The sequence below is a fragment of the Pseudomonas onubensis genome (genome assembly GCF_965653655.1).
Classification (GTDB): Bacteria; Pseudomonadota; Gammaproteobacteria; order Pseudomonadales; family Pseudomonadaceae; genus Aquipseudomonas.
Genome location: NZ_CBFHAZ010000024.1, coordinates 14,313 through 30,641, shown reverse-complemented (window position 1 = coordinate 30,641; position 16,329 = coordinate 14,313). Strand labels below are relative to the sequence as shown.

12 protein-coding genes are annotated in these 16,329 nt (G+C 61.3%); 4 read left to right on the top strand and 8 right to left on the bottom strand.

Going from position 1 to position 16,329, the window contains the following annotated elements; genetic code table 11:
* Positions 1 to 21 precede the first annotated feature (21 nt).
* From ACTD9P_RS10855 to pap, 8 genes are all read right to left on the bottom strand, one after another.
* Positions 22 to 504, bottom strand: coding sequence for a fimbrial protein (locus tag ACTD9P_RS10855; protein ID WP_438867715.1), 483 nt, complete (start codon positions 502 to 504; stop codon positions 22 to 24).
* A gap of 10 nt (positions 505 to 514) precedes the next feature.
* Positions 515 to 1,099 carry a fimbrial protein gene (locus ACTD9P_RS10850; protein WP_438867714.1) on the bottom strand — a complete coding sequence of 195 codons (585 nt, stop codon included), beginning with the start codon at positions 1,097 to 1,099 and terminating at the stop codon, positions 515 to 517.
* Positions 1,100 to 1,120: 21 nt separating this feature from the next.
* Positions 1,121 to 1,888 (bottom strand): fimbria/pilus periplasmic chaperone, encoded by a 768-nt coding sequence (locus ACTD9P_RS10845; RefSeq protein ID WP_438867713.1) that lies wholly within the window; start codon positions 1,886 to 1,888, stop codon positions 1,121 to 1,123.
* Complete coding sequence (locus ACTD9P_RS10840) at positions 1,885 to 4,488, bottom strand: outer membrane usher protein (RefSeq protein WP_438867712.1); 2,604 nt, start codon at positions 4,486 to 4,488, stop codon at positions 1,885 to 1,887. Before ACTD9P_RS10840 ends, ACTD9P_RS10845 begins: the two co-directional genes overlap by 4 nt.
* A 20-nt stretch (positions 4,489 to 4,508) precedes the next feature.
* A complete protein-coding gene (locus tag ACTD9P_RS10835; protein WP_438867711.1) occupies positions 4,509 to 5,069 on the bottom strand; it encodes a fimbrial protein in 561 nt (186 codons plus the stop codon).
* Between the two features lie 50 nt (positions 5,070 to 5,119).
* Positions 5,120 to 5,629, bottom strand: coding sequence for a fimbrial protein (locus ACTD9P_RS10830; protein WP_438867749.1), 510 nt, complete (start codon positions 5,627 to 5,629; stop codon positions 5,120 to 5,122).
* 498 nt (positions 5,630 to 6,127) lie between these two features.
* Positions 6,128 to 7,312, bottom strand: coding sequence for a thiolase family protein (locus ACTD9P_RS10825; protein WP_438867710.1), 1,185 nt, complete (start codon positions 7,310 to 7,312; stop codon positions 6,128 to 6,130).
* A 283-nt stretch (positions 7,313 to 7,595) separates the two neighbouring features.
* Positions 7,596 to 9,110: a polyphosphate:AMP phosphotransferase gene (gene pap, locus ACTD9P_RS10820; RefSeq protein ID WP_438867708.1), complete on the bottom strand. Its 1,515-nt coding sequence runs from the start codon at positions 9,108 to 9,110 to the stop codon at positions 7,596 to 7,598.
* A gap of 156 nt (positions 9,111 to 9,266) precedes the next feature.
* On the opposite strand from pap, the gene mnmC reads away from it, so the two are divergent.
* From mnmC to ACTD9P_RS10800, 4 genes are all read left to right on the top strand, one after another.
* The gene (gene mnmC / locus ACTD9P_RS10815; protein ID WP_438867707.1) at positions 9,267 to 11,255 is read left to right on the top strand and encodes a bifunctional tRNA (5-methylaminomethyl-2-thiouridine)(34)-methyltransferase MnmC2/FAD-dependent 5-carboxymethylaminomethyl-2-thiouridine(34) oxidoreductase MnmC1; all 1,989 of its coding nucleotides are present in this window, start codon (positions 9,267 to 9,269) and stop codon (positions 11,253 to 11,255) included.
* Between the two features lie 164 nt (positions 11,256 to 11,419).
* Positions 11,420 to 13,192 (top strand): N-acetylglutaminylglutamine amidotransferase, encoded by a 1,773-nt coding sequence (locus ACTD9P_RS10810; RefSeq protein ID WP_438867706.1) that lies wholly within the window; start codon positions 11,420 to 11,422, stop codon positions 13,190 to 13,192.
* A 3-nt stretch (positions 13,193 to 13,195) separates the two neighbouring features.
* Positions 13,196 to 14,941, top strand: coding sequence for an N-acetylglutaminylglutamine synthetase (gene ngg / locus ACTD9P_RS10805; RefSeq protein ID WP_438867705.1), 1,746 nt, complete (start codon positions 13,196 to 13,198; stop codon positions 14,939 to 14,941).
* Positions 14,942 to 15,106: 165 nt separating this feature from the next.
* Positions 15,107 to 16,291, top strand: coding sequence for an osmoprotectant NAGGN system M42 family peptidase (locus ACTD9P_RS10800; protein ID WP_094953533.1), 1,185 nt, complete (start codon positions 15,107 to 15,109; stop codon positions 16,289 to 16,291).
* Positions 16,292 to 16,329: the final 38 nt, after the last annotated feature.

The window sequence follows — 16,329 nt, the reverse complement described above, 5'->3', positions numbered from 1 at the left end:
TCCTCTTTGTGTAGGTGGGCGTCATTGGTAATCGACCACCAGGGTTGCAACGGCATCGAACGCCCCGCCGGTCAGTTGGCTGCCCGCGCGTTTGACCGGCACCGCCTGCACCGCAGGGAAATTGGGGTAGGTAAAATTCACCGCAGTGTTCAGCGGCCAGTCAGCACCATTGACGAACAGCTTGACCCCTAGGTCGGCCTTGCGGGTGGCGAGCACGCGGCTGTCGAACGCAGCGCCGGTGCCGTTGAGTGCCAGCGTCAACGCGTTGCTGTAAGGAGCATCACAGGTGACGGTGTACGGCACATCGCGACGGTAATTAACGCCGTCCACGCGTGAGGTCTGCAGGTCATTGCCAAACGGCACGTCCAGTGTATTGCCGCTGTTAATCACGCACGGCGGCGGCGCGATGATGACCGCGCGAATGGTCAGGCTGGTTTCCGCCTGCAGGCCTTGGCTGAGCGCCAATAGCAGGCCGGCGGCGATCAAGCCGATTGATTTAGCCATCGTTGCGTCCTTACTCATAATTGAGCCTGAATTCCACCACGGCCCTGAATGCCCCACTGGTCAACGGCGCGGAAGTACGTGTGGGCCGGACCTTCCACGTCTGGATGTTGCGCCCCACCGGCAGAAACAACGGTTCGCCCCTTGAGCCCAACTGCACATCGCGGCCCAGGGCATCGGTCAGCTGCAGGCCCATCCCGGTAACGCCTTGCACTTTGACCAGCCGTGGGTCATCGGCATCGGCCGGCGCGTCAAACGCCACCGACAGCACCGGCTGGTAAGCACTCCACGCCAGGTTGCCCGTGCGCTCACTGCGCACGCGACCGGCGGTGCGCTGGCAATCGGTAAAGCGCAGTTGAAACGCTTTGGCGGTCGCCTGGTCGCCGGGCCGCTGCAACTGGCTGGTCGACACCGCCTCCAGGTCCACCGTCTGATGCAGCGAGTTCATCTCCAGGCTGCACGGCGATTCATGCATGGAACCGAGCACATTGAGCAACCCACTCATGCCTTCGATATCCTCGTCATCCTCGGCGGCATGTGCCCCGGCCGCCAAGACCCAAAGCAGGCCGCCCAAGACCTTGATATGTTGCGACTTCATAACGTTCTCCAGCAGCCGGCATTACTGACCAGGCGATGAGGCCTGCACGTTCACGCTGCACGTGTCGCCAGTGCAGTTGAAGGCCAGGAGCGGACGACCACCGTAATCATTCACATAGGCCAGGTAAGGGCTCGTGCCCAGCGCACTGGCGGTGGGGCCCAAGGTCAATGCGCCCTTGGGCGGGACCATCACCGGCGCGAAGCCCGGCACGGTTTTGCCGTCTTTGCTGGCACGCGCATCCACCAGGGTCACGTAGTAAGGCGTCGGGTTATTGACCCGGTATTGGTCACCTTCGCGAGTCAGGGTCAGTTTCTGCTGCCAAGGGTTGGAGAGGTCTTGCTGACTCGGCGCGATGGCATCCGGCCGGTAGAACAATTTGATACGGGTCTGCAAAGCAATTTGCAGCGTGTTGGATTTATCACTGCGCGGCGGGATCTCCCTCAGGTTGAAGTAGTAGACCGTCTCGCGGTCTTGCGGCAACGACTTGGCTGCCGGCAACGCCTGGACTTTCACCTGGCTTTGTTTGCCAGGCTCCAAACGTTGAACCGGCGGCAGCACGATCAAGGGCGAGGTGATTTTCTTGCCCGACTCATCCTCGATCCAGCCCTGGGCCAGGTAGGGCAGCTGAGTATTGTTGTTGGTGATGCTCACGCTGGTGGCCTCTTTGCCGCCATCGAAAATCACACGGGTACGGTCCAGGCCTACCGCAGCGTTGGCACTCTGGCTCAGGCCCAGGCCCAGGGCCAGCAGCACAAAGGCATGGGGGGTGAAGCGCGTATTAAGCATCATGAGCTTGTATTCTCCGTATCGATGGGCTTGCCGGTCAGCGCGGCCGGCGCGGGCGAGGATGGGCCAGTGGCGACACGCTGGCAGTGCAACTGCAGGGCATCGGTCAAGCCATCCGCGGGCAACTGGGTGGGGAGCGTGACAACGCATTGCTCGTTCCCGCCCCAACTGACGACCATCTGCTCACCGGCCTGAATGCCGCTTAAGTAGACGTTGCCGCCGTCATTCACAATCCCGGTGTCCTGTTGTTTGAGGTTCTTCACCGTCGCGCCGAAAGGCGGCAAGCTGCCATCCGGCAGGCGCAGAACGGCCATGGCTTTTTCACCGGCAATCACATCCAGCGAGCGATAACCGATAGCCCCTTCGGTGAGCGTCAATTGGGTGACCGATTGAGTGGCTTCCACCGTGCTCGGCAAGTTCTCCAGATCGACACTGGCCGCCGTGCGCTGGTAGCTGCTGATATCGGAAATGACCGCCTTGCCGAATGCGTTACTGCGAGTCGGCGAGCCGTAACCGCGCACCGGCACATCGGGCACACCGCCGGTGTCGATCATCAGGCGTGTGCCGCCGGTACTGGTGGTACGGTGCAATGCCGCGCCGTAAGGCGTGAGCGTGCCACCGCCACGCGCCGATACGCCGAGGCTGTTGTAGCCGCCCTCTTGAGTACTGGCGCTCAGGTCAATGTCGGCCTGGTCGCCGCGATGGCTCAAGTAACCACTGGCGGATGAGTTGCCGGCACTGAGCTGGTAACTGTTGCGTTCGTCGATGCGATCGCTGTAGCGCGTTGTAAAGCTGTTTTTGCCGGCGGCCCTGTTAGCGTCCGCCGACAGTGTGCCGGTGCGCCCCAATGGCAGGCTGACCGTCAACGCCATACCGTTGTCGTTATAGGTATATTCCTGGGTGCGATACATGTTCAGCGACAGGCTCATGTTCTTGACCGTGCCCACATTGAAGTAGCGCGACAACGACAGGTTCCAGCGCTGAGTGTCCGGCCGGTCCCAATACGTCTGCTTGTGGTAGCTGGCATAAACGGTGGCGCCCAGGTCACGAAACTGCTTGTTCACCGTCACCGTATACAGGGCCTTGCTGCCGCCAATCGGCTTCCAGCCCTCGCTCATTTCCCGGTAGTCGCCGCGCCCGCCAAGTTCACCGTTCAACCCGTAATGCCGAGCATCCAGATACTCGCTCATGCTCAAGAAGTTCTTCTCGGAGAACCGGTAACCGGCGAAGGTCACTTGGCTGTCGTACTCTTCAAAGTTCTTGGAATATTGCAGCCGATAGGATTTGCCCGAGAGTGTCTCGTCCCACACATTGGCGTGGGACTGGGTCACATCCAGCGAGACGGCGCCGAACGCCAGCAGGTCGCGACCGGCACCTACGGACAACGCCCGATAGTTGTTATCGGTGATGGCGCCGCCAAACAACGACCAGCCGTTGCTGACCCCCCAGGAAAATTCCCCGGTGCCGAAAACGTTGCCATCGGAGCCGTACTGCAGGTTGGACGGGCGCCCGGTCGCCACCTTGTAACGCACCTGCCCCGGACGCGTGAGGTAGGGAACGCCTGCGGTGTCCATCTGAAAGCTGTGCACCGAACCGTCCTGCTCTTCGACCCGTACATCCAGCTTGCCGGTGACGGCATCGTTCAAGTCTTGAATGCGAAAGGGGCCGGCCGCCACCAGGGTTTCGTAGAGCACACGCCCCTGTTGGCTGATGATGACTTTGGCATTGGTCTTGGCCACCCCGACCACTTCCGGCGCGTAGCCACGCAGGTTGGGGGGCAACTGGCTTTCATCGGAGTTGAGCGCAGCTCCGGTAAAACGGAAGCTGTCGAACAGGTCCGAATACAGGTAATTTTCGCCCACCACCAAACGCGCCTTCAACGCAGGAATCGCGCGATAGGCGTAGTAGCGGCTCCACTCCAGTTTTTGCGGCCCGGCGGCTTCCTGCCGGCCACGCTCGACTCGCCCTTGCCAGTCCGCCCGCAAGCGCCAGGCACCGGCATTGGCGCCGACGGTGCCGTTGCCACTGAGGTTGTTGCGGTTGCCATCGCCACGTTGGTAGTTGGACTGCGCCGTCAGGCTATAGTCGACAAGCAACCCCGGCACCCCTTCGTCCCAGCGCGAGGGCGGGTCCCAGTTGAGGGCGTTGTATTCCAGGTAAGCCTGGGGCAAGTTGATGCTCAGTGTCGCGGTGGCCAGATCGCCACTGACTTCCATGCCCGGCAGGCTTTGAATGTCCAGGCACTCGCCGCCCTTCCACCAGGTCAGTTTGTCGGTATCGGACACTTTGAGGCCCAACTGCTCCACCAAACTGCGCGATAAACACGCCTGGCTGCCTTTAGGGTCATTATCGGGGTGATAGAACGCTACTGATTGTTCTGGAATAGGCTGGCCATTGACCTGCACAACCATCGTGTAAGTGCCCGGCAGAATAAACCCGCTGCGCGCAAACTGAGACAAGTCAATATTAGTCCGATCAATCAGATCGAGCACATCAGTATTAAACTCGATATCCCCGGCACCCATTGCAGTGCCTGCCAGTGACATCAACCCGCCAAACAGGCTTGGGCGCAGCGTATTTTTGATCTTCGCTGTATTCAACATGAACGCCTGTCCGTCAATATTCAAAAGTATTCCAACTTGAACCGCACTGCGGCGGTGTGGGCACCCACTACCAGCGGCAATCCATTGCCGACCAGATAAAACCTGTAGTTGAGTGTCATATCGCCTTCCGACAACGGCGTCGGGGCCATCCGCTGGCCCGGAATACTCTCCTCGCCGGCAGCGTCCACAATGTGCAGGGCAACCCCCTGTGAGACGCCGGACACGGCAAACGAGAGCCCGGCCCTGTCGGTCGGGCCGTCAAATGTCACGCGCATGTGCTCCCAATCGGGCAGGGTTGCCCCAGGGCGCGATGGGTCCGGACGCGTCAATGAGCAATTGACCAGGCGCAGTTGGAACGGATGATCTTCTCCGCGCGTATTGCGCAACAGGCGGCCAACCGGCTCCGGCGGCATCTCGATGGTTTGGTCGATACTGCTCAGTTCCAGCCCGCAGGCTGAATCAACGACTTGCCCCCCCAGCAGCACAACTCCATCACCCTGCGAAGACGCCTGGGCGAAAACGCCAGGGCTGATGAAGGTCGTCAATGAAGAGGCGATAGCCAGACGTATGAATGTATTCACCTGGATCTCCCGTCAGCGTCCCCCGCCACGCACGGTGGCGGGGGAAAAACTTACTGATAAGCCAAGGTGAAGTTGGTGACTGCGCTGAAGTCGCCCGGAATGATCGGGTCCGTGGCGGCACCCTGCACAAAGGCACCGAACTCCAGTGTGTTGTTACCGGTGGAGATGGCTTGCGGGGTGGTAGGAACGCCTAACTCAATGGGGGCGCCACCGTGGGTCATCATGATGCCAATGCCGCCTGCGCCGCCGACCGTGCCGATTGCACCCGGAACGTCGGTCGAGGGTGCGCCAGTGAAGGTCGTGGTCACGGTGTTATCGGTGAGACCGGACAGGTCGCAACCTTCCAGCTCGATCAACACACGACGGGCCTCAGACTTGCCACCCGACTGCAGCTGATGCTTGGCAATCGCCCCCAGACGCACAGTCTGATCGACAGAATCAGGCTTGATAGAGCAAGCACCCGAATGGACCGACCCCAAGAACGTGACCGTACCATCCGCCGCCTGGGCAACGGATACCGAACCCGCCAGCAGACCGACAACCAACAGCGCAGTTTTCATTTTGGTTTTCATGCACAAATTCCCACTTAACAAATGTCATTAAAGGAGCCCTGCCACACCTATGGGAGGCGCAGGACTGATCAAACGAGCGGTGTTACCCGCGCCATTCAGTCGATTGTTCCCGAACTGCTTTTCCAACTTTTTGTATTGCAATTCGGGTATCGCTCAACGCCGGGCAAGTTTCCACTCAACACTTGAATAAGTAAGCCGTCCGTTTCCCATAACGAAGTAGCCCTAAGCCACCAGCACTCGCAGGAAAAACATGGCAATTTGCCAAAACTTTGAAAACCACTGAAGGAATTGGACTACATGCAGATTAATGAGAATAATTCCGAACAGATTGCATCTGTAAGAACAAGATTACATGCACTGAAAAATAACCGTATTCAGGACGCCATACCAACTAATGGCCCAATTAAAAATAGCGTCTTATTATTGCTGAACAACCGATACGCAGAGGGGGCGCAAGCGCCCCCTCACTATTGAATTGTCGATCGACTAGCGCACGGCCTCAAACAAACCGCTGGCGCCCATACCTCCGCCCACGCACATGGTGACGATGCCGTAGCGCAGGTTCCGCCGCTGCAGCTCACGCACCAGGTGCCCCACTTGACGTGACCCGGTCATGCCGAACGGGTGGCCGATCGAGATCGAACCGCCGTTGACGTTGTATTTGGCATTGTCGATTTCCAGGCGATTACGGGCGTAGAGGCACTGCGAGGCAAACGCCTCGTTGAGCTCCCACAGATCAATATCCGCCACCTGCAAGCCCTTGGCCTTGAGCAACTTGGGCACTGAAAACACCGGGCCAATGCCCATTTCGTCCGGCTCGCAACCGGCCACGGTAAAGCCACGGAAAAACGCCTTGGGCTTGAGCCCCAGTTGCAGGGCTTTTTCCAGGCTCATCACCAGCGTCATCGAGGCGCCATCGGACAACTGCGAGGAATTGCCCGCCGTTACCGAACCGTCCTCGGCAAATACCGGCTTTAAGCCATTGAGACTGGCCAGGGTAGTCTCCGGGCGGTTGCAGTCGTCGCGGTCGACCACTGCATCGAGCACCTGTACCTGGCCGGTGTGCTTGTCTTCGACTGTGTACTTGACCGCCATCGGCACGATTTCATCGTTGAACAACCCGTCGGCCTGGGCCTGGGCAGTCCGCTGCTGGCTTTGCAGGGCATACAGGTCCTGGTCTTCGCGGCTGACGTTATAACGGCGGGCGACGATCTCGGCCGTCTGGCCCATGGGAAAGTAAATACCCGGCACCTGCTCCTTGAGTAACGGGTTGATCAGGTTATCGGTGTTAACGCTTTTCATGGTCAGGCTGATGGACTCGACGCCGCCGGCGACGATGATATCGCTGCAGCCCGAGGCAATCTGGTTGGCTGCAATGGCAATCGCCTGCAAGCCCGAGGAGCAGAAACGGTTGAGGGTCATGCCCGCCGTGCCCGTGCCCAATTGCGAGAGCACCGCCACGTTACGCCCGATGTTGTAGCCCTGGGCGCCTTCGTTGGAGCCGGCGCCGACAATGCAGTCCTCGACCGTCGCCGGGTCGATACCATTGCGGCTCAGCAGTGCGTTGACGCAATGGGCCGCCATGTCATCCGGGCGCGTCTGGTTGAACTTGCCACGAAAGGACTTGGCCAGGCCGGTTCGCACGCTGTCGACGATCACTACTTCACGCATGGGCTACCTCGATCTTGTTGTTGGGAGATGGACCGAGCATAGAGCCGGGCCTGCCCAACAGCGACGATCATTCACCTGGCATATACAAAAGCATGGAGACTGATGACGAACATAGTTAGGGTGGCGAGCGAGCTTGCTCGCGCTGGGCTGCGAAGCGGCCCCAAAAGCTGAGAATGCGGTGTAACTGAAGGAACGCGGTGTTTGTAATAGGGGCCGCTTCGCGCCCCAGCGCGAGCAAGCTCGCTCGCCACAACAAGCTCGCTCGCCACAAAACCTGCCGCCTTTATTTCTTTTTCTTTTTATCGTGCTTGTCGGTCTTGTCGAACGCCTCTTCCAGCGCGCGGTTGATGGTGCGCAGCACCTTGACCCGCGCCCAGCGCTTGTCGTTGGCTTCCACCAGGGTCCATGGCGACACCTCGGTGCTGGTGCGGTCGACCATATCGCCGACGGCGGCCCGGTAATCGTCCCACTTGTCGCGGTTGCGCCAGTCGTCTTCGGTGATCTTGAAGCGCTTGAAGGGGATTTCCTCACGGGCCTGGAAGCGCTCCAACTGCGTATCTTTGTCGATGGCCAGCCAGAACTTGACCACGATCACGCCCGCATCGCGCAGTTGCTCTTCAAAGTCGTTGATCTCGCCATAGGCGCGCATCCAGTCCGCCGGGGTGCAGAAGCCTTCGACGCGTTCTACCAGCACGCGGCCATACCACGAGCGGTCGAACACGGTGAACATCCCGCGTGCCGGAATCTTCTGCCAGAACCGCCACAGATACGGCTGGGCGCGCTCGTCTTCACTCGGCGCGGCAATCGGCACGATATGGTACTGACGCGGATCCAGCGCCGCCGCCACTCGGCGGATTGCCCCGCCCTTGCCTGCCGCATCGTTGCCTTCAAACACGGTGATCAGTGCGTGCTTGCGCATGCGTTTGTCGCGCATCAGGCCGGAGAAACGCGCCTGCTCGGTAATCAGTTGTTCTTCGTAGTCGTCTTTGTCCAGGCGCAGGGTCAAGTCGAGGCTGTCGAGCAGGCCCTTCTTGTCCACCGAGGCGATCAACGGCGCCGGGTTCATGCCGCTGGCCTTGCCTTTGGGCAGTTTCAGGGCATTTTGCAGGCTTTCGAGCAGGATCTTGCCCACGGTGAGGCTGCGGTAATGCGCATCCACGCCTTCGATTACATGCCACGGCGCGTAGTCGCGGCTGGTGCGGCGCAGAATGCGCTCACCAAAATGCACAAACTTGTCGTAGGTCTCGGACTGCTGCCAGTCCAGCGGGCTGATGCGCCAGCTGTGCAACGGGTCATCGGCCAGCGCCTTGAGCCGTGCCTTCATCTGTTTTTTCGACAGGTGAAACCAGAACTTGAAGATCAGCGCCCCTTCATCGCAGAGCATCTTTTCCAGGCGCTCGGCACCGGCGATGGCCTGGTCCAGGCGCGCGTCCTTGATCTGGCCATGCACGCGACTTTGCAGCATCTGACTGTACCAGTTACCGAAAAAGATGCCCATGCGCCCCTTGGCCGGCAGCTGGCGCCAATAGCGCCACGCTGGTGGGCGCGCCAGTTCTTCGTCGGTCTGCTGGTCGAAGGTGCGCACCTCGATCAGGCGCGGGTCCATCCATTCATTGAGCAGCTTGACGGTTTCGCCCTTGCCCGCACCCTCGATGCCGTTGATCAGGATGATCACCGGGAAGCGTTTCTGCTGTTGCAGCTCGTACTGCACCTCCAGCAAGGCTTCACGCAGGGCCGGCACTTCGGCGTCATAGGTGTCTTTGTCGATGGCGTGACCGATTTCGGCGGATTCGAACATGGGCAGCTCCGTTTCAAGATGGCTCAAGACTAGCGGATTGGGCAACAACACGCGGGAGGAAATTCCACCCGCGCTTGCCATGGGTCAATTCATTGCCGGTTGATCGGCTAGAATGGCCGCCTTGCCTTTGCCTGCTGTTACTTTTATGAGTTGCCCATGAATCCCATCACCCACGCCCAGCTCGACTGGGATGACCAAGGCCGCCCGCATTCGCGGGTGTTCGACGACGTGTATTTTTCCGACAAGTCGGGCCTTGAAGAAACCCGTTATGTGTTCCTTGAACAGAACCGCCTGCAGGAGCGCTTCGCTGCCTTGCCGGCGAATGGGCGGCTGGTGATTGGTGAGACCGGGTTTGGTACAGGGCTGAATTTCCTGTGCGCCTGGCAATTGTTCGAACAACACGCAGTGGCCGGGGCTCGCCTGCATTTTGTCAGCGTGGAAAAGTACCCGCTGAGCCACACCGACCTGCAGCGCGCCCTCGCCCTCTGGCCCGAACTGCAACCGTTTGCCGAGCAACTGTTGGCGCAGTACATCGCGATCCATCAAGGCTTCCAGCGCCTGGTGCTGGATAACGGCCGCGTGACCCTGACGCTGTTGATCGGCGATGCGCTGGAGCAACTGCCGCAGCTGGATGCGCAAGTCGACGCGTGGTTTCTCGACGGGTTCGCCCCGGCGAAAAACCCCGATATGTGGACCGCCGAGCTGTTTGCCGAACTGGCCCGCCTGGCGGCGCCGGGTTCGACCATCAGCACCTTCACCAGCACCGGCTGGGTGCGGCGTCTGATCAACGCCGCCGGCTTCAAGATGAAACGCACGCCCGGCATTGGCCACAAGTGGGAGATCCTGCGCGGCGAGTTTCTCGGTTGGCCCGAGGGCACACTGCCGCCCGCCACACTCAAACCCTGGTTTGCGCGCCCGGCAGCCGTCGACGGCGAGCGCCATGCCATGGTCATCGGTGGCGGCCTGGCCGGTTGCGCCACCGCCGCCAGCCTCGCCGCCCGAGGCTGGCGCGTCAGCCTGCTGGAGCGTCACGCCGCCTTGGCCCAGGAAGCTTCGGGCAACCCGCAAGGCGTGCTGTACCTCAAGTTGTCGGCGCATGGCACTGCGCTGTCGCAGCTGATACTCAGCGGTTTCGGCCATACCCGGCGCCTGCTGGAGCACTTGCAGCGAGGCGTTGACTGGGACGGCTGCGGCGTCCTGCAACTGGCGTTTGACGCCAAGGAAGCCCAGCGCCAGGCGCAACTGGCCGAGGCCTTTGCACCGAGTCTGTTGCACTTGCTGGGCCGCGAACAGGCTCAACAACAGGCCGGCATCGAGCTGGCCCAAGGCGGGCTGTTTTTCCCGGAGGGTGGCTGGGTGCATCCACCAGCGCTGTGCGAATGGCAAGCCGCACATCCGCTGATCAAGGTGCTCACCCACCACGAGGCGCTTGAGCTGCACCGCGTTGACGAGCAGTGGCAAGCGCGCGACGGCGACCGCGTGCTGGCCAGCGCCAGCGTGGTAGTGCTGGCCGGGGCAGCCGAAATAAAGCGCTTCCCGCTCAGCGCGGGCTTGCCGCTCAAGCGTATTCGCGGGCAAATCACGCGCTTGGCGCAAACCCCGGCGAGTGCGGCATTGGCCACCGTGGTGTGCGCAGAAGGTTATGTTGCACCGGCCCGCCTTGGCGAACACACCTTGGGTGCCAGTTTTGATTTCAATAATGAAGACCTCACGCCCACCCTCGCCGAGCACACGGGCAACCTTTCGATGCTGCGGGAGATTTCCGCAGACCTGTTGCGGCGTCTTGGTGCTGACTCACTGAATGCCGAAGACTTGCATGGCCGCGCCGCCTTTCGTTGCACCAGCACTGACTACCTGCCAATCGTCGGCCCCTTGGCCGAAAGCGCTGCTTTCCAACAGGCGTATGCCGTACTGGGCAAGGACGCTCGGCAAGTCCCGGATACGCCCTGCCCGTGGTTGCCGGGCCTGTTTATCAACAGCGGCCACGGCTCGCGCGGGCTGATTACCGCGCCGCTGTGCGGCGAATTATTGGCCGCCTGGCTGAATGACGAACCGCTGCCGGTGCCGGCCAGCGTGGCCGAAGCCTGCCACCCGAACCGGTTTGCCCTGCGCGCGTTGGTTCGAGGAAAACCAGCGACACGCTGATTACCGTGAGGGAAGAAACGACGCGGCTGCGAGTATCGCGGCTATTTGCCTTATAACTTATCGGTCTAAAACTCCACGCATAGCACTGGGTCAGTTTCTGGGTACGCGCCCTGTCGGGCGTATTGAGTATTGCCCTCCCCAACGGAAAAACCGGTAAGGAATTTATGTGTGGATTAGCTGGCGAGTTACGCTTTGATCATCAACCTGCCGACCTGGCAGCCGTCGAACGCATCACCCATCACCTTGCCCCGCGAGGCCCTGACGCCTGGGGCTTTCATGCCCAAGGGCCGATTGCCCTGGGCCACCGCCGCCTGAAGATCATGGACCTGTCGGACGGCTCCGCCCAACCGATGGTCGACGCCCAACTGGGGCTGTCGCTGGCGTTCAACGGTGCAATCTACAATTTCCCCGAACTGCGTCAAGAGCTGGAAGCCCTGGGCTACGCCTTCTATTCAGGCGGTGACACCGAAGTGCTGCTCAAGGGCTATCACGCCTGGGGCGAAGCCTTGCTGCCCAAGCTCAATGGCATGTTTGCCTTTGCCATCTGGGAGCGTGATGCCCAGCGCCTGTTTATCGCCCGTGACCGTCTGGGTGTGAAGCCGCTGTACCTGTCGCGCACCGGCCAGCGCCTGCGTTTTGCTTCAGCGCTGCCGGCACTGCTCAAGGGCGGCGATATCAACCCGATCCTGGATCCGGTCGCGCTTAATCATTATTTGAATTTCCACGCCGTGGTGCCTGCACCGCGCACCTTGCTGGCGGGTATCGAAAAACTGCCGCCAGCAAGCTGGATGCGCATCGACGCCAACGGCACCACCGAGCAGAAAACCTGGTGGACCCTGTCTTATGGCCCGCATGAGGATGAAAAAAACCTCAGCCTCGAAGACTGGACCGACCGCGTACTCGATAGCACTCGCGAAGCCGTGGCGATCCGCCAACGTGCCGCCGTGGATGTCGGCGTGCTGCTCTCCGGCGGTGTCGATTCGAGCATGCTCGTGGGCCTGCTGCGTGAAGTCGGCGTGCAGGACTTGTCGACCTTCTCCATCGGCTTTGAAGATGCCGGCGGCGAGGCTGGCAACGAGTTTCAATACTCGGACCTGATCGCCAAGCACTACGGCACCCGTCATCACCAATTGCGCATCGCCGAAAGCGAAATCATCGAGCAACTGCCGGCAGCGTTTCGCGCCATGAGCGAGCCGATGGTCAGCCATGACTGCATCGCCTTCTACCTGCTGTCGCGGGAAGTGGCCAAGCATTGCAAAGTGGTGCAGAGCGGCCAGGGCGCCGACGAGTTGTTCGCCGGCTACCACTGGTACCCGCAGGTGGACGGCGCCAGCGACCCGTATGCCGCCTACCGCGACGCTTTTTTTGACCGCAGCTACGACGACTACGCCGCCACCGTCGCACCAAAATGGCTGACCGCCAACGACGCCGCCGGTGACTTCGTGCGCGAACATTTCGCCATGCCCGGCGCGGATGCCGCCGTGGACAAGGCCCTGCGCCTAGACAGCACGGTGATGCTGGTGGACGACCCGGTCAAACGCGTCGACAACATGACCATGGCCTGGGGCCTGGAAGCGCGCACGCCGTTCCTGGACTACCGCCTGGTAGAACTGTCGGCCCGTGTACCAGGCAAATTCAAATTGCCCGATGGCGGCAAGCAGGTGTTGAAAGAGGCCGCACGCCGAGTTATTCCGAGTGAGGTCATCGACCGCAAGAAAGGCTACTTCCCGGTGCCGGGGCTCAAGCATTTGCAGGGCGACACCTTGAATTGGGTGCGCGACCTGCTGATGGACCCGAGCCAGGATCGCGGCCTGTTCAACCCGGCCATGCTTGACCGCCTGCTGACCGACCCGCAAGGCCAACTGACGCCGCTGCGCGGCTCCAAATTATGGCAACTGGCGGCGCTGAACCTGTGGCTCAGCGAACAAGGAATCTGATCGATGAAACCTCTTGCAGCGGCTTACAGCCAACGCTTGCTCAAGGGCCAGGCGCCGACCTACGAACGCCTGCAGGCGCGCCTGGCTGAAGACGGCAGCCCACTGGGCGCCGAGCCGATTGCCGTGCATTGCGGCTGGGGCCGGTTATTGATAGGGCATACCTTCCCGGACCCGGCGAGTCTGGCCCAGGAGTTACTCAACGAGCAGGCCGGCGAGCGCGATATCGCACTTTATGTGGCCGCGCCCCAGCAGATACTCGGGATCGACCCGCAGCAGTTGTTCCTCGACCCGTCCGACACCCTGCGCCTGTGGTTCAGCGATTACCGCCCCGCCACCCGCGTGTTTCGTGGCTTTCGCATACGCCGCGTGCAGAGCGAAGCCGATTGGCAAGCGGTCAACCAGCTGTATCAAGGCCGCGGCATGCTGCCCGTCGACGCCGAACGCCTGACCCCACGCCACCAAGGCGGCCCGGTGTATTGGCTGGCCGAGGATGAAGACAGCGGCGCGGTGATCGGCAGCGTGATGGGCCTGAACCATCAAAAGGCCTTCCACGACCCGGAAAACGGTTGCAGCCTGTGGTGCCTGGCGGTCGACCCGCAATGCACGCGCCCAGGCGTTGGCGAGGTGCTGGTGCGCCACCTGGTGGAGCACTTCATGAGCCGTGGCCTGAGCTACCTCGACCTGTCGGTGCTGCACGATAACCGTCAGGCCAAGAGCCTCTACGCCAAGCTCGGTTTTCGCGCGCTGACCACCTTTGCGATCAAGCGCAAGAACGGCATCAACCAGCCGCTGTTTCTCGGCCCCGGCCCGCAGGCAGGCTTTAACCCGTATGCGCGCATCATTGTCGAAGAAGCCCATCGACGTGGCATTGATGTGCAAGTGGATGACGCCGACGCCGGCCTGTTCACCCTCAGCCATGGCGGGCGCCGCGTGCGTTGCCGCGAGTCGTTGAGCGACCTCACCAGCGCCATCAGCATGACCCTGTGCCAGGACAAGAGCCTGACCCACAAGGTGCTCAGCGCAGCAGGTTTGAAACTGCCGTCGCAACAATTGGCCGGCAGCGCCGACGACAACCTGGAGTTTCTCGACGAGCACCAGCGCATCGTGGTCAAGCCACTCGATGGCGAACAAGGCCAGGGCGTGGCGGTGGATCTGCAGACTATCGAAGAGGTGCAAAAAGCCATCGAGGCGGCGCGCCAGTTCGACAGCCGTGTGCTGCTTGAAAGCTTTCACGAGGGCCTCGACCTGCGCATCCTGGTGATCGGCTTTGAGGTGGTTGCCGCTGCGATTCGGCGCCCTGCCGAGGTGACCGGTGATGGTCAGCACTCCATCGGCGCCTTGATCGAAGCCCAGAGCCGTCGCCGTCAGGCTGCTACCGACGGCGAAAGCAAAATCCCGCAGGACGCCGAAACCCAGCGCACCCTGCACGCCGCCGGTTACGACTACAGCAGCATCCTGCCGCGCGGCCAAACCCTGGCGGTGCGCCGTACCGCCAACCTGCATACCGGTGGGTGCCTGGAAGATGTCACGTCGATTCTGCACCCGACACTGGTGGACGCCGCCGTGCGCGCCGCCCGTGCATTGGACATTCCCATGGTCGGCCTGGACCTGATGGTGCCCGCCGCCGACCAGCCCGAGTATGTGTTTATCGAAGCCAACGAACGCGCCGGGCTGGCCAATCACGAACCGCAACCGACGGCTGAGAAGTTTGTGGATTTGTTGTTTCCGCACAGTCAGCCGACTGCTTGAGTGATGTATTGCCTGGACCGGCGCTTTCGCGAGCAAGCCCGCTCCCACACTTGAAACGCATTCCAAATGTGGGAGCGGGCTTGCTCGCGAAGAGGCCGGCACAGCCTATGAACCTCTCAGCACCTCATCGAAACCATCGATGCCCTCAACTCATCAGGAGTTTCCATGACCCGAACCATCCCCGAACCGGATCTCAACTACCTGCAGAAAGTGCTGCTGGAAATGCTCGCCATTCCCAGCCCCACCGGGTTTACCGACACCATCGTGCGCTACGTCGCCGAGCGCCTGGAAGAACTCGGCATCCCCTTTGAAATGACCCGGCGCGGCACCATTCGCGCCACGCTCAAGGGCCAGAAAAACAGCCCCGACCGCGCGGTTTCCGCACATTTGGACACCATCGGTGCCGCCGTGCGGGCGATCAAGGACAACGGCCGCTTGACGCTCGCACCGGTGGGTTGCTGGTCCAGCCGCTTTGCCGAAGGCAGCCGCGTCAGCCTGTTTACCGACAACGGCGTGATCCGTGGCAGCGTGTTGCCGCTGATGGCCTCCGGGCACGCGTTCAACACCGCCGTGGATGAAATGCCGGTGAGCTGGGACCACGTGGAACTGCGTCTGGACGCCTACTGCGCGACCCGTGCCGATTGCGACTCTTTAGGCATCAGTATCGGTGACTACGTGGCATTTGACCCACTGCCCGAGTTCACCGAAAGCGGGCATATCAGCGCCCGTCACCTGGACGATAAGGCCGGTGTGGCCGCCCTGCTCGCCGCGCTCAAGGCGATTATCGACAGCGGCGAACCTTTATTGATCGACTGCCACCCGCTGTTCACCATCACCGAAGAAACCGGCAGTGGCGCGGCCGCCGCCCTGCCCTGGGATGTGAGTGAATTTGTCGGTATCGACATCGCCCCGGTTGCGCCCGGCCAGCATTCCAGCGAACACGCGGTGAGTGTGGCCATGCAGGATTCCGGCGGGCCGTATGACTATCACCTGTCCCGCCACCTGCTGCGGCTGGCCTCGGATAACGACCTGCCAGTGCGCCGCGACCTGTTTCGTTATTACTTCAGCGACGCCCACTCGGCAGTCACCGCCGGCCACGACATTCGCACCGCGCTGCTGGCGTTCGGTTGCGATGCGACCCATGGCTATGAGCGCACACACATCGACAGCCTGGCGGCACTCAGCCGCCTGCTGGGCGCTTATATCCTCAGCCCGCCGGTGTTCGCCAGCGACGCACAACCGGCCCAGGGTTCGCTGGACCGGTTCAGTCATCAGATTGAGCACGAAACGCAAATGGAGAGCGACACCCGCGTGCCGTCGGTGGACAGCCTGGTCGGTCAGAAGTCCTGACGCCGGCAACTACTGGTAACTGATGGTAACTGCTGGTA